The 21,329-nt window shown below is 59.9% G+C and carries 23 protein-coding genes; all 23 read right to left on the bottom strand.

What is annotated here, in order from left to right; all coding sequences use genetic code 11:
- Nucleotides 1-2: 2 nt before the first annotated feature.
- Complete coding sequence (gene nuoK, locus HMPREF1147_RS03275) at nt 3-308, bottom strand: NADH-quinone oxidoreductase subunit NuoK (RefSeq protein ID WP_009657691.1); 306 nt, start codon at nt 306-308, stop codon at nt 3-5.
- Nucleotides 305-799: an NADH-quinone oxidoreductase subunit J gene (locus HMPREF1147_RS03270; RefSeq protein WP_009657623.1), complete on the bottom strand. Its 495-nt coding sequence runs from the start codon at nt 797-799 to the stop codon at nt 305-307. The genes nuoK and HMPREF1147_RS03270 overlap by 4 nt, the downstream gene beginning before the upstream one ends.
- Entirely contained in the window at nt 796-1,482 is a 687-nt protein-coding gene (locus HMPREF1147_RS03265; RefSeq protein ID WP_009657649.1) for a 4Fe-4S dicluster domain-containing protein, read from the bottom strand. Before HMPREF1147_RS03265 ends, HMPREF1147_RS03270 begins: the two co-directional genes overlap by 4 nt.
- Nucleotides 1,483-1,494: 12 nt before the next feature.
- A complete protein-coding gene (gene nuoH / locus HMPREF1147_RS03260; RefSeq protein ID WP_071530705.1) occupies nt 1,495-2,541 on the bottom strand; it encodes an NADH-quinone oxidoreductase subunit NuoH in 1,047 nt (348 codons plus the stop codon).
- A gap of 12 nt (nt 2,542-2,553) precedes the next feature.
- A complete protein-coding gene (locus HMPREF1147_RS03255; RefSeq protein ID WP_009657714.1) occupies nt 2,554-3,651 on the bottom strand; it encodes an NADH-quinone oxidoreductase subunit D in 1,098 nt (365 codons plus the stop codon).
- Nucleotides 3,651-4,139, bottom strand: coding sequence for an NADH-quinone oxidoreductase subunit C (locus tag HMPREF1147_RS03250; RefSeq protein ID WP_037351085.1), 489 nt, complete (start codon nt 4,137-4,139; stop codon nt 3,651-3,653). Before HMPREF1147_RS03250 ends, HMPREF1147_RS03255 begins: the two co-directional genes overlap by 1 nt.
- Nucleotides 4,136-4,672, bottom strand: coding sequence for an NADH-quinone oxidoreductase subunit B (locus tag HMPREF1147_RS03245; RefSeq protein ID WP_009438716.1), 537 nt, complete (start codon nt 4,670-4,672; stop codon nt 4,136-4,138). Before HMPREF1147_RS03245 ends, HMPREF1147_RS03250 begins: the two co-directional genes overlap by 4 nt.
- Nucleotides 4,663-5,016, bottom strand: a complete 354-nt coding sequence (locus tag HMPREF1147_RS03240) for an NADH-quinone oxidoreductase subunit A (RefSeq protein WP_009438621.1) — start codon at nt 5,014-5,016, stop codon at nt 4,663-4,665. Before HMPREF1147_RS03240 ends, HMPREF1147_RS03245 begins: the two co-directional genes overlap by 10 nt.
- Nucleotides 5,017-5,563: 547 nt before the next feature.
- Nucleotides 5,564-6,349, bottom strand: a complete 786-nt coding sequence (gene trpA / locus HMPREF1147_RS03235; protein ID WP_009657709.1) for a tryptophan synthase subunit alpha — start codon at nt 6,347-6,349, stop codon at nt 5,564-5,566.
- On the bottom strand, nt 6,346-7,533 hold the full coding sequence (trpB, locus tag HMPREF1147_RS03230; protein WP_009657628.1) for a tryptophan synthase subunit beta: 1,188 nt from the start codon (nt 7,531-7,533) through the stop codon (nt 6,346-6,348). Before trpB ends, trpA begins: the two co-directional genes overlap by 4 nt.
- The gene (gene trpC, locus HMPREF1147_RS03225) at nt 7,530-8,321 is read right to left on the bottom strand and encodes an indole-3-glycerol phosphate synthase TrpC (protein WP_009438751.1); all 792 of its coding nucleotides are present in this window, start codon (nt 8,319-8,321) and stop codon (nt 7,530-7,532) included. The genes trpB and trpC overlap by 4 nt, the downstream gene beginning before the upstream one ends.
- Nucleotides 8,322-8,399: 78 nt before the next feature.
- Nucleotides 8,400-9,032, bottom strand: coding sequence for a phosphoribosylanthranilate isomerase (locus HMPREF1147_RS03220; RefSeq protein WP_009657684.1), 633 nt, complete (start codon nt 9,030-9,032; stop codon nt 8,400-8,402).
- A gap of 167 nt (nt 9,033-9,199) precedes the next feature.
- On the bottom strand, nt 9,200-9,877 hold the full coding sequence (locus HMPREF1147_RS03215; RefSeq protein ID WP_009657700.1) for a hypothetical protein: 678 nt from the start codon (nt 9,875-9,877) through the stop codon (nt 9,200-9,202).
- A gap of 135 nt (nt 9,878-10,012) precedes the next feature.
- On the bottom strand, nt 10,013-11,119 hold the full coding sequence (locus HMPREF1147_RS03210) for an ABC transporter substrate-binding protein (protein WP_009657653.1): 1,107 nt from the start codon (nt 11,117-11,119) through the stop codon (nt 10,013-10,015).
- Nucleotides 11,116-11,916 (bottom strand): ABC transporter ATP-binding protein, encoded by an 801-nt coding sequence (locus tag HMPREF1147_RS03205; protein ID WP_009657673.1) that lies wholly within the window; start codon nt 11,914-11,916, stop codon nt 11,116-11,118. The genes HMPREF1147_RS03210 and HMPREF1147_RS03205 overlap by 4 nt, the downstream gene beginning before the upstream one ends.
- Nucleotides 11,917-11,934: 18 nt before the next feature.
- On the bottom strand, nt 11,935-12,942 hold the full coding sequence (locus HMPREF1147_RS03200; RefSeq protein ID WP_009657703.1) for an iron ABC transporter permease: 1,008 nt from the start codon (nt 12,940-12,942) through the stop codon (nt 11,935-11,937).
- Nucleotides 12,939-13,967: an iron ABC transporter permease gene (locus HMPREF1147_RS03195; RefSeq protein ID WP_009657682.1), complete on the bottom strand. Its 1,029-nt coding sequence runs from the start codon at nt 13,965-13,967 to the stop codon at nt 12,939-12,941. The genes HMPREF1147_RS03200 and HMPREF1147_RS03195 overlap by 4 nt, the downstream gene beginning before the upstream one ends.
- Nucleotides 13,968-14,106: 139 nt before the next feature.
- Nucleotides 14,107-16,299: a TonB-dependent siderophore receptor gene (locus HMPREF1147_RS03190; protein ID WP_009657629.1), complete on the bottom strand. Its 2,193-nt coding sequence runs from the start codon at nt 16,297-16,299 to the stop codon at nt 14,107-14,109.
- Between the two features lie 99 nt (nt 16,300-16,398).
- Nucleotides 16,399-17,115: an energy transducer TonB gene (locus tag HMPREF1147_RS03185; protein ID WP_009657663.1), complete on the bottom strand. Its 717-nt coding sequence runs from the start codon at nt 17,113-17,115 to the stop codon at nt 16,399-16,401.
- Between the two features lie 167 nt (nt 17,116-17,282).
- The gene (gene glyS / locus HMPREF1147_RS03180; RefSeq protein ID WP_009657670.1) at nt 17,283-19,346 is read right to left on the bottom strand and encodes a glycine--tRNA ligase subunit beta; all 2,064 of its coding nucleotides are present in this window, start codon (nt 19,344-19,346) and stop codon (nt 17,283-17,285) included.
- The gene (glyQ, locus tag HMPREF1147_RS03175) at nt 19,343-20,224 is read right to left on the bottom strand and encodes a glycine--tRNA ligase subunit alpha (RefSeq protein ID WP_009349196.1); all 882 of its coding nucleotides are present in this window, start codon (nt 20,222-20,224) and stop codon (nt 19,343-19,345) included. The genes glyS and glyQ overlap by 4 nt, the downstream gene beginning before the upstream one ends.
- 68 nt (nt 20,225-20,292) lie before the next feature.
- A complete protein-coding gene (locus HMPREF1147_RS03170) occupies nt 20,293-20,532 on the bottom strand; it encodes a hypothetical protein (protein ID WP_009438643.1) in 240 nt (79 codons plus the stop codon).
- A 33-nt stretch (nt 20,533-20,565) separates the two neighbouring features.
- Nucleotides 20,566-21,105: a 3'-5' exonuclease gene (locus HMPREF1147_RS03165; protein WP_009349198.1), complete on the bottom strand. Its 540-nt coding sequence runs from the start codon at nt 21,103-21,105 to the stop codon at nt 20,566-20,568.
- Nucleotides 21,106-21,329: the final 224 nt, after the last annotated feature.

The raw sequence follows: 21,329 nt of genomic DNA, 5'->3' as shown, positions 1-21,329 counted from the left end.
CCCTAATCTCTCAGTGTATCGAGTTCGTCGACATTCGTCGTGAACCGGATTTGATACAAACGGAACGCGAGCGCAAGCCCGACGGCGATCTCGGACGCCGCCACCGCGATGGAAAAGAGCGCCATCAGCTGCCCCTCCGTGTTGTGCGCATAGAAGCGATCAAACGCAACAAGGTTGATGTTGACCGCGTTCAGCATGAGCTCCACGCACATGAGGATGGGGATGAGACCGCGCCGCGTGAGCAGTCCGTAAAGTCCGATGCAAAAGAGCAGTGCGGACACAAAGAGCAAATCGGACAGTCCGATCATGCGGCATCCCCTCCTCTCGCAAGCATCAGCGCGCCGATCATCGCCGCGAGGAGGAGCACCGCGCCAATCTCAAACGGCAGGACGTACGTGCCGAGCATCAGCGCGGCGATCTCATGCGCGCCCGTCGATGCACCGAGCATCCCGTCCGGCATGGGAGCGAGCACAATGCCGAGCCCCATGAGGAAGAAGAATCCGCACGCGAGCAGTCCCGTCACAACGCGCCGAAAGAGTTTCTGCGACGGATTCGAATGCTGCATCGAGTCCCGCCGCGTCAGCATGATCGCCATGACGATGAGCACGGCGACCGCCCCACTGTAGACCATGAGCTGCACCGCGCCGAGGAACTCCGCACCGATGTAAAAGTAGATCGACGCCACGCCGATGAACGACACGACGAGGAAGAGCGCGCTGTGCACGACGTTCGGCGAGAGCACAACGCCGAGTGCGCCGATGACGGTGATCGCCGCGAGCACATAGAAGATGAAACTCATGACGCGCCCCCTTCCTGTGCCGCGTTGTTAGGCGGTTCCACGATTTTTTCTGCGGACTTTTCCGCAGTTTTTTCAGCCGGCGCAGCTTGTACCGCCGCACTTGCATTCGCCTGTGCCGCAGGTTTTTCCTCCGCAGGTGCATCCTGTCCCGCCGTCTTCGCGGCGGCTTCCGCGGCCTTTGCTTCCGCCTCCGCTTTGGCTTTTGCCGCAGCCTTTGCCGCCGCTTCGGCTTCCTTCTTCGCCTTTTCCTCCGCCGCCTCGACCTCGACGCGTGCGAGGACCTCTGCGAGATCGGCGCGATCCGCATCCATCATTGCGTCGTGGGTCATCGTCTCCTTGCTCCATGTGGAGATGGCATAGTCCTTGTCCCACACGAGCGTCTTGACGGGGCAGACTTCCACGCACAGATTGCAGTAGAGACACCGCCCGGATTTATGAATATAGTATTGCATGTGACGCTTTTTCTTCGCATCCTGCACGATCGTCAGATCGAGCGCCTTGTTCGGGCACGCGTTCGCGCACATGGAACAGCCGATGCAGACGCGCCAGTCCATCGCGAGGTTGCCCCCGCGGAAATTCTCCGTCATCGGCAGCTTCTCTTCGGGGTAGCAGAACGTCTCCTTTTTCCCCCAGAGATGCTTCCATGTGACGCTCATTCCGGTCAGCAGACCTTTTCCAAACATGTCGGCGCCTCCTTAGACCATCCCAAAGACATACATCGCGACGCCCGTCAAAAAGACGTTGATCATCGAGAGCGGCACAAGTACCTTCCATCCGAAGGTGAGAATCTGATCCACGCGCGTGCGCGGGAACGTCCAGCGGAACCACATGATGAGGAACACCATGACGAGCGCCTTGAGTCCGAACCACACGAAGCCCGGCAGGAAGGAGGGGCCGCTGTAGCCGCCGAGGAAGAACGTCGTCGCGAGAATCGCCGCCGTCAGAAGGTTCGCATACTCGGCGAGGAAGAACAGCGCCCAGCGCATCCCCGAATACTCTGTAAACGGGCCCGCGATGATCTCCGACTCGCCCTCCACGAGGTCAAACGGCGTGCGGTTCGTCTCCGCGACCACCGCAATCAAAAAGATGACGAACGCAAGCGGCTGCACGAAGATGAACCACGCGTTGTGCGCCTGCATCTGCACGATGTCGTCGAGCCTCAGCGATCCCGTCAGCATGACGACGCCGAGCAGCGAAAAGAGCAGCGGCGCTTCGTAGCTGAGCATCTGCCCCACGATGCGCATCCCGCCGATGAACGAATATTTATTGTTGGACGCATAGCCGCCCATGAGGAACGGCAGTACCGCCTGTCCCGACACAGCGAAGAGGAGGAACACCCCGACGTTCACGTCGGCGAGCACCGCGCCCGCATCGAACGGGAAAAAGGCATAGACAAGCGCCGCAGGTACGAAGAGCAGCGCGGGCGAGAGCGCCCACACGACCTTGTCCGCACCTGCGGGCATGATGTCCTCCTTGCTCATGAGTTTGAGCATGTCCGCGATCGGCTGGAGGAGACCAAAGCGACCGCCGACCCTGTTGGGGCCGAGACGCACCTGAATGAACGCGCAGATTTTACGCTCGGCATAGGTAAAGACGATCGCCGCCATCGAGATGATGCCGAGGAGCGCCGCAACGCCGACGACCGTCATGACGAAATCCACGACGAGCGGCACGGGCACGATCGCATAGATGAGTTCACGCATCCACGCTGCCAAAGCGGCAAGCAGAGAAAGTTCCATCATCCCCCTCCTTTCTCAGCAGTCCACTTCGCCCATGATGGGGTCGATGGACGAATACGCGGCGACCGAGTCGCCGATGAGCATCCCGCGGCACATCGCGTCGAGCCCCTGCATATTGACGAACGAGGGGCGGCGAATGTGGATGCGGTAGGGCTTCGGCGTGCCGTCGCTGACGATGTAGAACCCGAGCTCCCCGCGCGTCCCCTCCGTGCGGCTAAAGACCTCGCCCTTGGGCGGCTTCACGACCTTCGGTACCTTGCCCATGAAGTCGCCCTCGGGCAGTCCCTCGATCGCCTGCCGGATGATGCGCGCACTCTGCGCGATCTCCCCGAGCTTCACTTGGTAGCGATCCCAGTTGTCGCCGTGCGCTCCCACGGGAACGTCGAACTCGAACTCATCGTAGACGCTGTAGCCGTCGACCTTGCGCAGGTCGAACGGCAGCCCCGTCGCGCGCAGATTCGGCCCCGTCATGTTGTAACGCAGGGCTTCCTCCATCGTCATCGGGGACGTCCCCACGATGCGGCGGACAAAGATTTCGTTGCCCGTGAGGAGCTTATTGTACTCGTCGAGGAAAATAGGAACCTCGTCGAGGAATGCACGGATCATCGTCACCGCCTCCGGCGTGAGGTCTTCCTTCACCCCGCCGATGCGGATGTAGTGAAACGTCTGACGCGCGCCGCAGACGAGGTTAAAGATGTCGAGAATCTTCTCGCGGTCGCGGAAACAGTAGAGCATCCCCGTCGACGCGCCGAGATCGTTCGCGAGCGTCCCGATGAAGATGAGATGACTGTTGATGCGGTTCAGCTCCGCCATAATGACGCGGATGTACTCCGCGCGCCGCGTCGTCTCGATGCCCGCCAGCTCTTCAACTGCGAGCGCATAGCCGAAATTATTGTTCATCGAGGACACATAGTCGAGCCGATCCGTATAGGGCAGCCCTTGGATGTACGTCCTGTCCTCAAGCAGTTTTTCAATCCCGCGGTGGAGATAGCCCATGACGGGCGTCGCCTTTAGGATGCGCTCGCCGTCTAGCTCGAGCTGCACCTGCAGGACGCCGTGCGTCGAGGGGTGCTGCGGTCCCATGTTGAGCGTATAGGTCTCCGTTCTCGGCATCACGGCGCCTCCTTTCGAATGCGCGGAATCTCGGGCGGCGGAGGGGCCTTGAAATCCTTGCGCAGCGGATGTCCCGCGAAATTCTCGGGCAGGAACACGCGCCGCAGGTCGGGATGCCCCGTGAAGGCAATGCCCATGAGATCATAGACCTCGCGCTCTTCGAACTCCGCGCCCGGGAACACCGCCGTCGCGGACGGCACGCGCGGCGCATCGTGCGGGAGCGTGACCTTCACCGTCAGCCAATGCTCCGATGCGGGCGCAAAGAGATGATAGACCGTCTCGAAGCGATCCTTCCAATCGACCGCCGTCAGATTTTCAAGGCGCGTAAAAGCGAGCGCCGCATCGCTGCGCAAATAGGTCAAAAACGATATGAGTTCATCCGCGCCGATATAGACGGCGGGACGCGCCGCTTCCGCGTCGTACTCCGCCGCAGGAAATTGCTCCTTGATTGCCGCAAGCATTTCGGCGGGTGCATATTCTTTTCTCATGCCGTCACCGCCGCTTTCTCCTTCGCCGCCCATGCCGCGCGCTCTGCCGCGACGCGTTCGGGATGCAGAATTTTTTCCCGCAGCTTCAGCATCCCGTCCATCAGCGCCTCTGGACGCGGCGGACAGCCCGGGATGTAGACGTCCACGGGCAGGATGTCGTCGATGCCCGGGACGACGGAATACGAGTCGGCGAAAGGGCCGCCCGCAATCGTGCACGCGCCCATCGCGATGACGTATTTCGGCTCGGGCATCTGCTCGTAGAGCCGCACGATCGGCTCCGCCATCTTCCACGTCAGCGTCCCCGCCACAATGAGCAGATCCGCCTGCCGCGGGCAGGGACGGAACACCTCGTAGCCGAAGCGCGCGAGGTCGAACCGCGCCGTCGCCGTGCTCATCATCTCGATCGCACAGCAGGCAAGCCCCGAGGACAGCGGCCAGATGGAGCTTGCGTGCGCCCAGCGAAATAATTGATCGATTTTTACAACAAATACATTGTGCCGCAGCGATTCCGGTACACGCTCCGCTATCTCCATGTCAGATCCCCCTTTCGCCACGCATAGCCGAGGCCAAGCGCAAGAATGCCGACGAATACGAACATCTCTGCGAGTGCAAACGCCCCGATCATCCGGAACTCAACCGCCCACGGATAGAGGAATACCGTCTCGATATCAAACACGATGAACAGCAGCGCATAGAGGAAATATCCCGCGCGGAACTGCACATACGGCGACCCGACCGGATCGACGCCGCACTCATACGGAATGTACTTCTGCGGCGACGGACGGCGCGGCTGCAAGAGGAACGCAGGCCCGAGCGCCATCACGGGAAACGCGAGCGCCACCAAGAGGAACACCAACAGACTCCCATACTCTCCCATACACAGAGCCTCCTTGTATTAAGATATAGAATAAATACATAGGAAAAACAAATAATCACAAACAATAGACAATAGGTAAAAAATTATGCTGAAACCGTTCATTCTAAATCAAATTTATAACAGGCGGCTACAGCAATAAAGTCTATGTATAATATACCGAAAAAAAGCTATATTGACAAGGATAATTCACGAGGAAAGTATTATTTATAATGAATCTCATTCATGTATATTAACTGTGTAAATATTCCTTCACAAACGTTATTTCGTCATAAATCGTTAAGAGGAGTGCATAAGTCGATACAATCACAAAGATGTACATGCCAAATCCGCACAGAACGACTTGTTGAGCCGCAAACGATGTGCCGTTTGGTATCCGCCGCAGCCATTTTTAAGCCCCGCTTTTTTGGCAAGGCGGATGCCGAAGCGGCATTAAACATATCCGAGGGGATATATTTCCCCATAAGCCGTGCAGCTCTTACAATAAAAAAGGCTTACCGTACGAATATGTTAAACCATATTCGTACGGCAGCCCCGCTTCAATTTTTATTTATGCATCCAATGCCTTTCGCATGTCGGCGATGAGTCGGATGCCGCCGTCAATATCGCCCTCGATGATGCGCTTCACGACCGCGCTGCCGACAATGACGCCGTCCGCCTGCCTGGCAGCGCGCACCGCGGCGTCAGGCGTACCGATGCCGAACCCGATCGCGAGCGGCACATTCGTATAGCGGCGCGCCGCCGCGCAGACGCGCCCGATGACGGAGTAATCGATCTCCTTTACCCCCGTGACGCCGTAGTTCGAGACGCAGTAGACGAACCCCGCCGCGTCCCTGCACGTCTCCTCCATGCGCTCCTCGGTCGTGCCGGGCGTGATGAACTCGGTCAGCGTGAAATCATGCGCCGCACAGACCGCGCGCATCTCTTCGGACTCCTCGTGCGGAACGTCGGGGAGAATCACGCCGTCCATGCCCGCCGCGCCGAAATCCGTGACGAACTTTTCAAAGCCGTAATGCTGCACCATATTGATATAGCCCATGCCGATGAGCGGGATCTCGGAATGTTTCCGAATCTCCTTGACAATATCGAGTGCCTTTTTCAGCGTCATGCCCTGCTTGAGCGCCATAACGCTCGCCTCCTGGATGACGGGACCGTCCGCCATCGGATCGGAGAACGGCAGACCGAGCTCGATCACATCCGCGCCCGCTTCCTCCGCACGGCGCACGATGTCGACGGTTTCCTCCGCATTCGGGCAGCCCGCCGTGATGTAGATATAGAGGCCCTTGCGCCCCTCTTTGCGCAGCTTCGCCAGTTTTTCATTCAGACGCTTGCTCATGCGATGTCCTCCCCCAGCTCCTTTGCAACCATCTGGACGTCCTTATCGCCGCGTCCCGAGAGACAGACAACGACGTTCTCGCCCGCCTTCGTCTGTGGCATCAGCGTCTCGAGATAGGCGAGCGCATGCGAGCTTTCGAGCGCAGGGATGATGCCCTCGATGCGCGAGAGCCTTTGGAACGCCGCGAGCGCCTGTGCATCCGTCACGGAGACGTAGGTCACGATACCTTGATCCTTGAAAAAGGAATGCTCGGGGCCGACGCCCGGGTAGTCCAGCCCCGCCGAGATGCTGTACGCCTCAACGACCTGTCCGTCATCGTCCTGGAGGAGGTAGCTGTATGCGCCGTGCAGGATGCCGGGTGTGCCAGCGCCGCTGAGCGTCTTAGCGTTGTCGCCGTCCGCATCGCCGCGTCCGCCGCCCTCCACGCAGAACTTCTTCACATCCGTGTCGCCCCGGAAATCATAGAACGTCCCGATGGCGTTGCTGCCGCCGCCGATGCACGCGACGAGGTAGTCGGGCTTTGCATCGAACGCCTCCGCCGACTGCGCGCGGATCTCCTCGCCGATGATCTTTTGGAAATCGCGCACCATCTCCGGATAGGGGTACGGCCCCACGGCAGAGCCGATGACATAGTAGGTGTCCGTGATGTTCGTCGCCCAGTAGCGGATCGCCTCGCTCGTCGCGTCCTTCAGCGTGCCCGTGCCGCTCGAGACGGGAATAACCGTTGCCCCGAGGAGACGCATACGGAACACATTGAGCCGCTGACGCTCCACGTCGAGTGCGCCCATGAAGATGTGACACTCCATGCCAAAGAGCGCCGCCACCGTCGCCGTCGCGACGCCGTGCTGCCCCGCGCCCGTCTCCGCGACGATGCGCTTCTTGCCCATGCGCTGTGCGAGGAGCGCCTGACCGAGCGCGTTGTTGATCTTGTGCGCGCCCGTGTGCAGCAGATCCTCACGTTTGAGGTAGATGTTCGCTTTGCCGTAATGCTTCGTCAGACGCTCTGCGAAATAAAGATTCGTCGGACGCCCCGCGTAGTTCGTCAAATATTTCCGGAACTCGGCGCGAAATTCCGCGTCCTCGCGGTATTTCAAATACGCTTCTTCCAGCTCGTTCAGCGCGGGCATCACGATCTCGGGCACATATTGTCCGCCGTATGCACCGAATCTTCCCTTTTTACTCATAGCTCATGCTCCTTTGTCCCCAATGTGCTCAGTTCTTTCGCAAATGCCCCGACATCCGCCGCCTTTACCAGTCCCTCGCCGACGAGCACGCCGCGGCAGCCCGCATCACGCACTCGTGCGGCGTCCTCCACGGTGAAAATGCCGCTCTCGCTGATCAGCGTGCGTGCCGTATCCGCGTACGGGAGGAGGTCGATCGTCGTCTGCACGCTCGTCTCGAACGTCACGAGGTTGCGGTTGTTGATGCCGATGAACTCCGCGGGCGTTGCCTGTGCCGCCGCGAGATCCGCGCGGTCATGCACCTCGACGAGTGCGTCCATGCCGAGACTCCACGTGAGAAAGAGCAGTTCCTTCAGTGCCGCGGGCGTCAGGATGCGCACGATGAGGAGCACGGCGTCCGCCCCGAGCGCCCTTGCTTCATATACTTGATAAGGGTCGATGATGAAGTCCTTGCGCAGGAGCGGCGTATCGACGCGCGCGCGCACGGCGGCAAAATCCGCGTTGCTCCCGAGGAAATGCGGGTCGGTATGCACCGAGAGCACCGCCGCCCCCGCCGCCGCGTACGTCTCGGCGAGCTCCGTCACCGTATGCGCCGTCGTCAGGCGTCCCTTTGCGGGCGACTGTAATTTGCACTCGGCAATCAGCCCCCACCCGTGCCGGCGAAAATGCTCCGCCATACGGAACGTCCCGCACTTTATATCTTTCTTGAGCGTTTCGAGCGGCACATCGCGCTTTGCCGCCGCGACGATCCCGCGTTTTTTTTCGACAATCTCAGCCAATAGGTCACGCATGAACGCACCTCCTCTGCGAATCTTCCGAAGCGCGCCGCGCGGCGCGCCCTTCTATCTTAGTGGAGTTGCGCATATTTGTCAATCATGCCCACGGGATCCGGACGCGCCCGCGCGTACCGCCGCCATGAACACTGCGATTTTTGCGATAGATTTCTCCCCGTTCTCCTCCAGACCGCCCGACACGTCGAGACCGAACGGATGAAAGATCTCGATCGCCGCGCGCGCATTCTCCGCTGTGAGCCCGCCCGCGATGAGGACGGGCTTTGTCACGCGCGCGATCTCACGCGCGGCATCCTCCCACGCGAACGCCGCGCCCGTTCCGCCCGCCGCCCCCGGCGCGTAGCTGTCCACGAGGATGATCTCGGCGGGATAGGCGTTCGCCGCGTCCGCGTCGAAGTCGTCGCCGCAGCGGTACGCCTTGATGACGGGACGCTCCACCCGGCGCGCCGTCTCCGCAGGTTCATGCCCGTGAAGCTGCACATAGTCCAGCCCGCAGTACGCGGCGATCTCGTTCATCTCCGCGGGGTCGGCATCGACAAAGACGCCGACCTTCTTCACCACGTCCACCGCCGCGCAGATCGAGCGCGCATCTTTGGGCGTTATATACCGCCTGCTCTCCCGCGCAAAAATAAATCCGATGTAATCCGCCCCCGCATCACGCGCCGCGTACGCCGCCGCAATCGTCTTCATCCCGCACATTTTGACCCGCATCGCAATCTCCTCCTGTCGTCCCCATCTTAAAGGTGTCCGGCACATTTGTCAAACAGGGGCGCCCCGTAACATACGGCGGCAATGATATGAAAAGGATTTCCATAGAAAAACGGGGGCACTGCATAAAGAATATGCAGTGCCCCCGCAGCCGGGCGTTCTTGGAAGGATTATTTCTTCACCGGCATATCACGCATCGGCGGGAAGTCCGGCCGATCCGACTTCAGCATATTCTTATCGACGCCGAACTCATCAGCAATCTCTCCCCAGCCCTTATTGTCCTTCTTTTGGTTCAGCACGGACACGATATCCTTGTGTGCGGCTTTCGCAATCACACCTGCCATCTCGATGTCATGCGGCTCATAGCCCTTCTGCAGAAGGTCGCGCGCCGTATTTTCATCTACATCGCCGCGCATACTGATGTGCAGTACCGCCATGTCCATTAGTCCCGCTTGGAGCTGTTTATCCGTGATGCCGAGGGTGTCGACGATCTGCGGCCAGTCCTTCCCCTTTGCCTTCATCTGCATAATACTCGGGAACGGTTTTCCGGAGAGCTTTGCAAGCATCGCTCCCTGCCCGATGTCAAAGAGATCCGTCTTCTTCGCAATCTCCTGCTTGACTTCCGTTTCACTGACGCCAAAGACCTCCGAAACATATTTTGCCTGCTCATCCACAGACATTTGAACCTGGGGGTGTTTGTCCATCTTCATCTCTGTCTGCTGCGTCGGCATTCCATGCCCCCCTTGTTCGGTACTGTTCGCGTACGCGAGCGAGCCGAAACTTGCGCTGAGAATCGCAGCGCCGAGCGTCATGCCAATCAAGTTTTTTCTTACAGATCTCTTCATCATAAACCACACCTTTCTGCGGAAATCTCCGATGGGATCGAAGGATCTCCGTCATTCCTTGTATGGTATTAGTATAGAAACCTGTTGTTAAGGGCGCTTGAAGGGGGCATTAAACTTTAATTGAACGCCTGCGCCGCATCATTGCCGTTCCATATCCTCCGCGAGGGCATCCATCGCCCGCTCGCGCGAGATGATGCCATGCGCGTTCCAGATCATCGAGTCCACCTCGAGCATATGCCCCGCGCGCACGGCGGGCACGCTCTGCCACAGGGGATCGAGCCGCATCGCCGCAAATCGTTTTTTCGCAATCGCACTGCTCTGTCTGCTGCTCGGGCCGAATCCCGCGCTGATGAGCAGGTAATCCGTTTGCAGCTCGGGCAGGAGCTCGAGCGAGATCGCGTTGTTCTGCTCGTTCCCGTCGATGTCGATCACCATCTGCGGCGGGCGCAGGTTCAGCAGCTCGTACATGAACCTGTTGATGTCGTTCGTCGCATACGGATAGAGCCGCACTTCCTTGTTCATGATGCGCAGGAGCGCGACCGTCGCATCGCCGATATGCCCCTTGATGCGGATGCGGTCGCGCTTTGCCGTATCGTAAAATTGCCGCAGGCGCGCCTCGCCGTCCGCGGGACGCGCGAGGACGAGCGAGAGCGCGAGCAGGGTACGCTCGTAGTCGCGCAGGTCAAATGCCGCGACGGGCGCGATCTTCGAGAGGTCGTCGTAAACTCCCTTGCCGAAGCTGTCGCGCATGACGATGAGATCGGGCTTCGCCGCCTGCACCTGCTCAAGGTTGATCGTCTTGTTCTCGTCGTTGATGCTGATGCGCATGACGCCGCACGCCGCGAGCTCCTCATGCAGATAGTACGCAGGGAAATCGTAGGCGGCGGCCATGGGCGCGTCGAGCGCGAGCATGGGATCCTCAAGGCGGATGCAGACGATACGCAGGGGCGCATCCGGCAGTACGGTCTCGCCGAATTTATGCTTCAGGATGCGTTTTCCGTCCTCTTCGCGATAGAGCTTTTCCGCCGCCTTGCGTTTCTCCGCGAGACGCGCGGCAAACTCCGCGTCGATCGCCGCCGGCGTATCCGCGCGCAGAACGGCGGGGTCGAATCGGCGTAGTTTTTTCACCGTCTCCTGCGCTTTCTCCGACTTCTCCCTGCGGATGTCGCCCCGATCGCACCCCGCCGCGCCCAAGAGGAAGGCGAAACACAGCCCCGCGGCGAGCAGTCTGTGCGCGCGCATCATACCCCATGTTCCCCGGCATCCATGAAATACGGGATGCACAGCGGCCGCCCGCCGCGCGGGTCACTCATGATCTCCGCGTCGATGCCGAACACGTCGCGCAGCATCTCCCGGTGGAACACCTCCGCGGGCGTGCCGCAGTAGAGAATCGCCCCTTTGCACATGCCCACGAGATAGTCCGCGTACCGCGCCGCTTGGTTCAGCTCATGCAGTACCATGACGACCGTCTTGCCGTACGCCTCGTTCAGATGCTTCACGAGGCGCAGCACCTCCATCTGATGCGCCACGTCGAGGAAGCTCGTCGGCTCGTCGAGGAACAAGATCTCCGTATCCTGCGCGATCGCCATCGCGATCCACGCGCGCTGACGCTGCCCGCCCGACATCGCGCCGATGGGACGCTGCGCAAACGCCGTCATATCCGTCTCGGCGAGTGCCCAGTCGATCATCTCCGCGTCCTTCTTCGTCGTCCGTGAGAAAAATGAGGTCTTGTGCGGCGCGCGCCCATAGGAGACGAGCTCGCGCACGGTCAGTCCCTCGGGCGCGGTCGGGTTCTGCGGCAGGATCGCGATCGTCTTTGCCAGTTCCCGCGGATTCGCCGTGTGGACGTCCGCCCCGCCCAAAAGCACGCGTCCGCCGAGCGGCGCCTGGATGCGGCAGACGGTCTTGAGTAAGGTGGATTTCCCGCAGCCGTTCGCACCGATGAGCGCTGTGATCTTCCCCTCGGGAATCTCAAGGGACAAATCCTCTATGATAACGGCGGTATCGTAGCCCGCCTTTAGATGTTCTATCGTTAGTTTCATGCGATTTCACCTCCGCGCTCAGCCCTTGGCGCGCGCCAGGACAAATAGGAAATACGGCGCGCCGACGAGCGCGACCACGATGCCGAGCAGCATCTCCTCGGGCGCAATCACGACGCGCGCCGCCCAGTCCGCCGATACCACGAGCAGTGCGCCGACGAGCGCCGTCATGGGGATGCTGCGCGCGTGCTGCACACCGACGAGCCGCCGCGCGATGTGCGGGCAGAGCAGTCCCACAAAGCCGATGCTCCCGCCGATCGCCACGCACGACGCCGCGAGCGCGACCGCCGCCATCAGGTACACGAATCGCGCGCGGTTGATGGGAACGCCGAGCCCGATTGCCGTCTCGTCCGAGAGTGCGAGCACATCGAGATCCGTGCGCCGCACATAGAAGAAGAGCGTCAGGAAGAGGACAATCGGAGCAAGCAGAGCGGCGTGGCTCCATGTGCTGCCAAAGATGCTGCCGATGATCCACGTATTGACCTGACTGAATTTCTCAGGGTTCAGCCGCACGATCAGCATCATCTCGACGGCATGGATGCCCGCCGTCAGCGAGATGCCCATGAGGACGAGCGTATGCGTCGAGAGCGTATGCCCCCGCTCATAGCTCATGCGGTAGATGAATACCGCCGCGAGCGCCGCGCCCACGGTTGCAACAAGCGGCTGCACCCAGAGCGACGCGCTCCCCGCCGTGTCCGAAAAATAGACCAAGAGGAGAATCGCAAAGCCCGCGCCCGCATTCACGCCGAGGAGGCTCGGGCTTGCGAGCTCGTTGCGCGAGATCGTCTGAAAGACCGCGCCCGAGACCGCCAGTCCCGCGCCGATGACGACGGCGAGCACCGACCGCACCATGCGGAAGTCGAACACCGTCAGATTTTCCTCGGGCGTCCCGCCGCCGAGCAGGATGCGCGCGATGTCGCCGTATCCGAGCTCCGTAAATCCCGAACCGAGATGCACAACGAACATCACGGCGAGGAGCGCCGTGCCGCACAGACTGTACAGATAAAAACGCTTTTGCAGTACGCTCATCGCCTGTTCCTCCCCCTGCGAATCAAATAGAGGAAGAACGGCACGCCGATGAGCGCCGTCACCGCGCCGAGCGGCGTCTCGAACGGCGGATGAATCGTCCGCGCCGCGATGTCCGCGAGCGTGACGAGGAGCGCTCCGGAGAGCGCCGAGACGGGGATCACCTTGCGATAGTCGATGCCTACAATTTTGCGCGCGATATGCGGCGTCACGAGCCCGACGAAGCCCACGGGACCCGCGACCGCGACCGCAGAGCCGGCGAGCAGGAGCACCGTCACGCCCGCGACGAGGCGAATGCGCCCGATCTTGCTCCCAAGCCCGACGGCGACCTCCTCACCGAACGAGAGCAGCGTCACCGAGCGCGCAATGCTCATCGCAAGCGCAAGCCCCGCGGTCGTCCACGGCAGGAGAAAGAGCGCCTGCTCCATGCGCACGCCGCTGATGCCGCCCGCCGTCCAATACGAGAGATCCTGCGCCACCTCGAAATACACCGTCATCGCCTGCGTCACCGCGCCGAACACCGCGCCGATCGCCGTCCCCGCGAGCGCGAGAAAGACGGAACCGCGCCCCGCGCCCTTTGCCTGCGCGAGGAAAAAGATGGCGAGCGTCGCAAGCCCCGCCCCAGCAAGCGAAAAGAGGAGCGATAAACTCAGTCCCCCCTGCGGAAAGAGAATCATAAAGACGGCAAGCCCGAAGCCCGCCCCGGCGTTGATGCCGAGGATGGAGGGGCTCGCCATCGGGTTGTTCGTCACGCCCTGCATCAGCGCGCCCGCAACCGCAAAGCTCGCACCACACAGGAGCGCCGCGAGGAGTCGCGGCAGACGCAGCGTCCGAACGATCATCTCCTGCACGTTCGCCGGATCGTACGCCGTGAACGACCGGAAAATCGTCGCAACAGACACATCCTGTGCGCCGATATAGAGCGATGCGAGACACGCCGCGAAGAGTCCGGCGCAGAGCAAGAGCGCGAGCGCGAGCACAGGAGATGCGCCGCCGACCGCCCGCACCGGAGCCGTGTTGCCTTCCATAGTACCCCCTTTGACGATATGCACGGCATTATGATGCGCGCATAAACGACGAGAGGCACGGCGACGCCGTGCCCCCACCGAGCGCGCATGATACGCCGGTCATCATGGAAAAGATATGATGCTGTCCCGGCGTCCTATGTTAGAACTCCGCCGTCATGGAGAGCATGAATGTGCGCGGCGCGCCGAGATACGCGGCGTTCCGGTCGAGCACATGCCAGTAGTTGCGGTTGAACACGTTGTAGACATCCGCCCGAACGGTCACGGGCGTATCGCCCGCCTTGAACCGATAGCGCGCCCCCACATCGAACCGCGCCCACGGCGATACCTTGAGCGTATTTGCGGGATTTGCATAGGTCGCGGAGTTGTACGTCATACGTGCCGAGAGGGAGAGCCCGTCCACACCGTGAATATCCTGCTCGAGTCCGAGCACCGCCGTCATGCGCGGACTGCCCTCCTGAATCCGCCCCTCGTTCTTGCCGCCCGTTGTCTTTTCATAGCGCGCGTTCAGCCATGTGATGCCGCCCGTGAGCCGTGTCCCCGCCTTCGGCTCGCCGAAGAACGTCCACTCGATCCCGCGATTGCGCACCTCGCCGTCCGAGGAGACAATATGCGTCACATCGTCTTCAATCGATGCCGCATTTGTAATAGAGAACGCACTGAGCGTCGTCGCAATCTTGCCGAGGTCGAACTTCGCCCCGACTTCATACTGCTTTGCGACAAAGGGCTTTAACATGTCCCCCTTGTTGGCGGCAGTGTTGGACGTAACCTCATCGCCGTCCTTGAGCCCCTGAATATAGTTTGCATAGATCGCGACCTTATCATTCAATTTATGTACGAGCGCAAACGCAGGCGAGAACTTCGACTCGTCGTAACTCCTCGCCCCCGTGTACGTCTTTCCCTTCCCATCCAGATAGGTCTTTACAATGATCTGCTGCAGCCGCCCGCCGACGATGAATGTCCAGCGCCCGTCCTTCGTACTCATGACATCGGAGAGCGCAATACTGCGCAGCGTCTCCGAATCGTTCAGCGGCAGACGCTTTGTCAAGGAGCCGAGATAGCTCCCGAGATCCTTCCACTGCGGCGCATAGAGATTCGTATCGTAGCGTTTTGAGGCGAGAGCATTTTGGAACATATACCTATCGTAGTGCATGACACTTCCCGCAAGCGTCACCTCATGATTTACGATGCCCGTCTCAAATTTGCCCTTCAGACCGATCTCCGCACTCTTTGACTTATTGATCTGATTGTTGTACTGGTGTCTCACATTCATGGTGCCGCTGACATCTTTCAAAAACACCTGACTGCTCAGCGTATCCTGATGCGTGATGCGCATACCGAACGCCGCGTAGCCTGTGAGGTTCTTGTCAATATCGTATTCACTGCGAATAACGCCAAATTTCTCAATGACCTTGCGGAACGTGCCGGGCGCGCCAAAATTCGAGTTGATATCGACGCGCGGGAATCCGGTGAAGTTCTTCACGCTGCTCCCTTCGATTTGCAGACGATACTGCGCATTCTCCACGCGGTTGCTGATGATCCCTGCGTCAAACGTCGTGCGGCTGCGGTCGGTATTGTAGTCGAGTCCGATAAAGCCCGTCTGCGTCTTAATGCGTTCGCGGTCATACTGCCCATCGCCGTTGTTGTGGAGAAGATTGACGCGCACGCCGAGCTTATTGTCTGCGGAGCGACGGCTGATGTCGATGTGCTGCGTGAACTGCCCCCGGTTGCCATAGGAAAGCGTCACGCTTGCCTTGTTCCCCTCCGCACGCTTCGTGACGAAGTTGACCGTGCCGCCGATCGATCCGTTCGGCGCCATGCCGCTGAGGAGCGCTCCGACGCCCTTTAAGACTTCGACGCGATCCACATACTCGATGCCGCCGTAAAAACGCGGCGCGACGCCGTAGAGTCCGTTGAGCTGCGTGTCCTGCTGCTGTGCCTTGAACCCGCGGATCATCCACGCCTGCGACACCGACGAGAGCGTCAGATCGGAGACCGACGGATCATTCGCGATCACGTCGACGACGGAGTTTGCCTGTTGGTTCTCGATCATTTGACTGTTGAACGTCGTCACGTTGAACGGGACGTCCATGAAGTCGCGCTCGCCGAGCACACCGAGATGGCTCGTGCGTGCAATTTGACCTCCTGCATAGGCGGACGGCTGTCCACTTTCTCCGGATGCCGCCGTCTCGTGTGCCCCGACAACCTCAACTTCCTCGAGGTCGTAGACCTCCGGCTCATCCGCCGCCGCAAACGCCGTCATCGGCAATGCGGCAATCGCCGTCATGAGTGCGAGGCGGATGCTGCTCTTTAATCTTTTCGTCTCGTAACGCACGGGTATTCCCTCCCCTGACTCTATTCCCAAATTTTCCCAAAAATTTCCCAAGACCTTCTTTCCAAGAAGGAGCATAAACGTTTATCGCAGTATCCCCGCTTATTTAAGATTGAACCTAACCGGTATCCTCGTATAGGCGGAAACCGGCTCGCCTTCTTCGTTCTGGGCAGGTGAAAACGGCGTGTTATAGATCGCCGCGATCGCCGCCTGATCCATCTCCGGATAGCCCGAGGACTGCTCTGCTGTTGCGTCCTGCACGCTGCCGCCCGCCGTCACAACGAACCGGACAACGACGACGCCCGTAATTCCCTGACTGCGAAGTGACTCCGGATAGACCGGTTGAGGCGTTGAAAGATTGCGCGGAGGTACTTTCGGTCGTTTTGACGATTGCGAGTTTCCCGCAGGGGCATTGCTGTCGCTCCCACCGCCGTTGTTCGCATTGCTGCTCGCCGGCGCATTGTTCGCTCCCGTATCCGTCGACGAGGTGCTGCTCGCGTTCGTATTCGCCGCTGCGCTCTGCCGCGGCATCTCGCGCGGCTGCTCCTGCTGCGGCTGCGGTTCGGGCTCCTTCTTCGGCTTTTCGAATTGGATGTCGTCAATGCTCGGCGGCGGTGGAGGCGGCGCCGCTGCCTGTGCCGCCGCTGCCGGCGCGCTTGCAGGAGCGGCGGTATCATAGATCTCCACTTCGATCGGACGCTTTTCCGGCGGTGCCGCCACGGCAAACAAGCCCATTGCCGCTGCCGCAATCAACAGACAAAAATGAATCCCGATGGATGCGCTCCACGAGATAACTTTTTCTTTCCCCGCTATATCCATAGCTCCACCCCCATAAAATGACAGACTTATCTCATAATGAGAAACACTATCACTTTTAACGTGGTCATAATACCACATAATTACATCTTTTGCTAATTAAAAATAAAAAGGAGCGACCGCCCCATGTTCAATCAGTCGCTCCGTAATCATTTTATATGCCGTGCCCTTTAATTGAGCACGATCTTGCTGAAATCCGCCGTCTCGAGCAGATAGTCGTCGATCGATTTCAGCAGCGACAGTCGGTTCTCCTTGATGCGCTCGTCCTGATCCATGACCATAACGGCGTCAAAGAACGCAGCGATGGCAGCGGCAAGACGGCGTTCTACCGCTAGTGTCCCATCATCGTCGCTCCCGGACGCGCGCAACTCCACTGCAGTTTCATATGCCGCCAGCAAGATACGTTCCTCATCCGCCGCAAAGAGCGCAGAATCCACAGCGCCCGTGGACGCACTGCGCGCAATGTTGCCCACACGGACGAAGGACTGCACGATCGCCGCCGCATCGTCCGCCGCGAGCAGACGCTCCACATAGGCGGCACGCACCGGCACATCCGCAACGGCATCCACATCGCTGAGCACGGCCTCCTGCACATCATAACGCACGCCGCGCTCCGTGAGGACATTCTTCAGACGCAGCCGGATGAACTCCGCAACATCGACCTGCATCTTGCTCCGCGCCGCGTCGTCCAAATCATAAAGATCGCACGCCTCGTCCACGAGATCCGAGAGGAGGATACCGCTCTCATGCAGGATCAGCATATTGACAAGCCCAAGCGCCTGACGGCGCAGACCGAACGGATCCTGCGACCCCGTCGGGATCTTGCCGCGGCTGAACGTGCCGACAATGTTGTCGATCTTATCCGCAACGCTGAGTGCAAAGCCGAGATCGCTCTCCGGCAGCGCATCTCCCGCGAAGCGCGGCATATACTGCTCGTCGATGGCGCGCGCGACCTCCGGCTTCTCGCCGTCGAGGAGAGCGTATTCGCGCCCCATGATCCCCTGCAGCTCGGTGAACTCCGTGACCATGCCCGTTACAAGATCCGCCTTCGACAGCTCCGCCGCGCGGCGTACATCCGCCGCCATCGTCTCATATGCTGCGTCGTCGCCCGCGGTCATATCCTCGACAACCGACGCCGCCAGTTGTGCAAGGCGTTCCGTCTTTTCATACATCGAGCCGAGCCCCTGCTGGAACACGACTGTGTGCAGCTTCTCGCGATGCTCCGCGAGCGATTTCTTCCGATCCTCGTCAAAGAAGAACTGCGCGTCCGCGAGCCGCGCGCGCAGGACACGCTCATTCCCGTGCGCCACTACGTCAAGGTACTCTCTGCCGCCGTTGCGCACAGTGATAAAGACGGGCAGGAGACTGCCGTCCGCCGCCTTCACCGGGAAATACCGCTGATGGTCGCGCATCGGGGTAATGACCGCCTCGGCGGGCAGCGCGAGGTATTTCTCCTCAAACGATCCGCTGAGCGCTGTCGGGTATTCCACGAGGTACAGCACCTCCTCGAGGAGGTCGGGCGTGATCTCCGCCGTGCCGCCGCACGCCTTTGCCACATCTGCAATCTGCGCAGAGATCATCGTACGCCGCCGCACGGGATCCGCGATGATGTACGCCGCTTCGCACGCCGTCTCGTAATCCGCCGCACAGGAAATCGTAAAGTCCTCCGGCGCGAGCGTCCGATGCCCGCGCGAACGGTTGCCGCTCGTCACTTCGGCAAGTGTAAACGGTACGACGTCCGTGCCGTAGAGCGCGACGATCCAACGAATTGGGCGGATGAAGCGGAAGTCGAGATCGCCCCACCGCATACTGTTCGGCAGGGGAATCGCACGAATGAGCGCGGGCAGGAGTTCCTTTAGAATCTCCGCCGTCGGCGCGCCCGTTTCGTGCACTGCCGCATAGACGTAGCCGTCGCGGCGGATGAGAGCCTCGGGCGCGACGTGCTGTCCGCGCGCGAACCCCGCGCCCGCCTTGGTCGGATTGCCGTCCGCATCAAAAGCGATGGAGATCGCGGGTCCGCGCGTCTCCGTACTGACATCCGCCTGCCGCTCCGCCGCACCCGTCACGATGAGCGCCATGCGGCGCGGCGTGCCGAGCGTACGAATCTCGTCATAGGAAATACGATGTTCTGTGAGCATTTCGGCCCCAAGACGCTTCATCTCACGCAGAAGGTTCGGCATCGCATGTGCGGGAATCTCTTCCGTCCCGATTTCAAGCAGCAAATCTTTCTTCATGCCTTCGCCCCCTTCTTCAGCATCGGATAGCCGAGCGCCTCACGCTGTGCCAGATACGCCTCGGCGCAAAGCCGCGCGAGTTTCCGCACGCGCCCGATGAACGCCGTACGCTGCGACACGCTGATGGCACCGCGCGCGTCGAGCAGGTTGAACGTATGCGAGCATTTCAGCACATAGTCGTGCGCCGGATGCACATGCCCCGCGCCGATAACGCGCACCGCCTCCGCCTCGTACTTATCGAACAGCTCAAAGAGCAGATCTTCATCCGAGAGATCAAATGCATAGGTCGACTGCTCGAACTCATTCTGCCGAAATACGTCGCCGTAGGTCACATCGTCCGTCCATGCGATATCATAGACGTTCTCCACGCCCTGAATATACATCGCAAGGCGCTCGAGTCCGTAGGTGATCTCCACCGAGACGGGCTTCACATCGTGACTGCCGACCTGCTGGAAATAGGTGAACTGCGTGATCTCCATGCCGTCCAGCCAGACCTCCCAGCCGAGCCCCCACGCGCCGAGCGTCGGTGACTCCCAGTTGTCCTCGACGAACCGGATGTCATGCTCCTCGGCGCGGATGCCGAGCCGTGCAAGACTTTCAAGATAAAGCTCCTGAATGTTGTCCGGCGAGGGTTTCATGATGACCTGGAACTGATGATGCTGATAGAGACGGTTCGGGTTATCCCCATAGCGCCCGTCCGCGGGGCGGCGCGACGGCTCGACATAGGCGACATTCCACGGCTCGGGGCCGAGCACGCGCAGGAACGTCCACGGACTCATCGTTCCCGCGCCCTTCTCCACGTCGTACGGCTGCGCAAGGATGCAGCCCTGCCCCGACCAAAACTCCTGCAGTGCGAGGATAACCTCTTGGAATTTCATACAAACAACTCCTCCAATAAAAAACCGCGATCCTTCATAGAATGCGCGGTTTCACTCCCGTCAAATAACTATTTGAAATTCTCCTCCAAACTTTGAAGAATCTTCGACTGTCTGTCGTTCACGGGCTTTTCCCAACGTCCCTCATAGGCGGCGTTATCGCCGGGAAGCAGTGCACAGACGATGATCAGTATGATGAACATCACCACCGCCGTACCGATGATCTTGCGCTGGCGGGAACTGCGCTGCTGCTTCACACGTTGAAGCCCGCGCTCGAGTTCCTTGTTTTTCTCCGCTCTCGTCTTTCCCATGATGCACCGCCTCCTGCCCATTAGGAAATTCTGCTAAAAGAGACTTTGCTCCTCATACACCGGCTGCCGCATCTGATCATAGCAATACAGCGTCGCAAGCGTATCGGCGAGAGCTCCGTGCGCCTCGGTCGTCCCCCAGTTGTAGCGGTAGTACTCCGCGCACTCCGTGAGCTTCCACCAGCGATAGCCGCCGCGCCGGGCATCCGGCACCTTGCGCATCTCCGAGAACGCAAGCATCACATCGTGCCGGTTTGGATTCGTGATGCGGATGCCTGACTGCCCCAGCAGACGAATGTCAAACTCAATGTTATAGCCGACAAGCAGCGTCTCCGGATCGTTGAAAAGCCGTTCCAGCTCCGCCCGGTGCGTGAGAATCGGCGCACAATCCGCCACCATCGCGGGCGAAATGCGGTTCACCTTCTCCGCGTCCGGCCACTCCTTCTTGGATACGGGCGCATACATCCCGTCTACCACGGTTTTGCCCGCACCGTCCACCACGGCGAGCGTCAGTACCTCGTCGTCACTCCGAAAGCCCGTCGTCTCGGTATCAAAGACCAGAATTTTTTCCAACATGCAGGTCCTTCCTTTTCTAGTCATTTTCTCCCAATTTTACACAACTTTCGTTATAAATATTATACATTACGCAAAATCATCTGTCAAGAAATCGGGATGCGCCGCACCCCGACAAACAGAGGATTTTCCCGCATAATTTACTATTGCAAAAGTACGCTTTTTCCGTTAGAATACACCTATGAACATAGTTCTCATTTATAGCTAATATCTATAGGAAATACAAA

This window comes from Selenomonas sp. FOBRC9 (genome assembly GCF_000287655.1).
Taxonomy (GTDB): Bacteria; Bacillota; Negativicutes; order Selenomonadales; family Selenomonadaceae; genus Centipeda; species Centipeda artemidis.
This window is presented reverse-complemented; position numbering and strand designations above follow the sequence as displayed.

Coding starts and splice junctions, on each gene's coding strand:
- HMPREF1147_RS03195 (WP_009657682.1), bottom strand. CDS start 13,967: ATGGAAGGCAACACGGCTCCGGTGCGGGCGGTCGGCGGCGCATCTCCT.
- glyS (WP_009657670.1), bottom strand. CDS start 19,346: ATGAAGAAAGATTTGCTGCTTGAAATCGGGACGGAAGAGATTCCCGCA.
- nuoK (WP_009657691.1), bottom strand. CDS start 308: ATGATCGGACTGTCCGATTTGCTCTTTGTGTCCGCACTGCTCTTTTGC.
- HMPREF1147_RS03215 (WP_009657700.1), bottom strand. CDS start 9,877: ATGATGAAGAGATCTGTAAGAAAAAACTTGATTGGCATGACGCTCGGC.
- HMPREF1147_RS03250 (WP_037351085.1), bottom strand. CDS start 4,139: ATGAGAAAAGAATATGCACCCGCCGAAATGCTTGCGGCAATCAAGGAG.
- HMPREF1147_RS03170 (WP_009438643.1), bottom strand. CDS start 20,532: ATGGGAAAGACGAGAGCGGAGAAAAACAAGGAACTCGAGCGCGGGCTT.
- trpB (WP_009657628.1), bottom strand. CDS start 7,533: ATGAGTAAAAAGGGAAGATTCGGTGCATACGGCGGACAATATGTGCCC.
- HMPREF1147_RS03220 (WP_009657684.1), bottom strand. CDS start 9,032: ATGCGGGTCAAAATGTGCGGGATGAAGACGATTGCGGCGGCGTACGCG.
- glyQ (WP_009349196.1), bottom strand. CDS start 20,224: ATGAAATTCCAAGAGGTTATCCTCGCACTGCAGGAGTTTTGGTCGGGG.
- HMPREF1147_RS03255 (WP_009657714.1), bottom strand. CDS start 3,651: ATGCCGAGAACGGAGACCTATACGCTCAACATGGGACCGCAGCACCCC.
- HMPREF1147_RS03210 (WP_009657653.1), bottom strand. CDS start 11,119: ATGATGCGCGCGCACAGACTGCTCGCCGCGGGGCTGTGTTTCGCCTTC.
- HMPREF1147_RS03240 (WP_009438621.1), bottom strand. CDS start 5,016: ATGGGAGAGTATGGGAGTCTGTTGGTGTTCCTCTTGGTGGCGCTCGCG.
- HMPREF1147_RS03265 (WP_009657649.1), bottom strand. CDS start 1,482: ATGTTTGGAAAAGGTCTGCTGACCGGAATGAGCGTCACATGGAAGCAT.
- HMPREF1147_RS03245 (WP_009438716.1), bottom strand. CDS start 4,672: ATGGAGATAGCGGAGCGTGTACCGGAATCGCTGCGGCACAATGTATTT.
- HMPREF1147_RS03270 (WP_009657623.1), bottom strand. CDS start 799: ATGAGTTTCATCTTCTATGTGCTCGCGGCGATCACCGTCATCGGCGCA.
- trpA (WP_009657709.1), bottom strand. CDS start 6,349: ATGAGCAAGCGTCTGAATGAAAAACTGGCGAAGCTGCGCAAAGAGGGG.
- HMPREF1147_RS03185 (WP_009657663.1), bottom strand. CDS start 17,115: ATGGATATAGCGGGGAAAGAAAAAGTTATCTCGTGGAGCGCATCCATC.
- HMPREF1147_RS03165 (WP_009349198.1), bottom strand. CDS start 21,105: ATGTTGGAAAAAATTCTGGTCTTTGATACCGAGACGACGGGCTTTCGG.
- nuoH (WP_071530705.1), bottom strand. CDS start 2,541: ATGATGGAACTTTCTCTGCTTGCCGCTTTGGCAGCGTGGATGCGTGAA.
- HMPREF1147_RS03200 (WP_009657703.1), bottom strand. CDS start 12,942: ATGAGCGTACTGCAAAAGCGTTTTTATCTGTACAGTCTGTGCGGCACG.
- HMPREF1147_RS03205 (WP_009657673.1), bottom strand. CDS start 11,916: ATGAAACTAACGATAGAACATCTAAAGGCGGGCTACGATACCGCCGTT.
- trpC (WP_009438751.1), bottom strand. CDS start 8,321: ATGCGTGACCTATTGGCTGAGATTGTCGAAAAAAAACGCGGGATCGTC.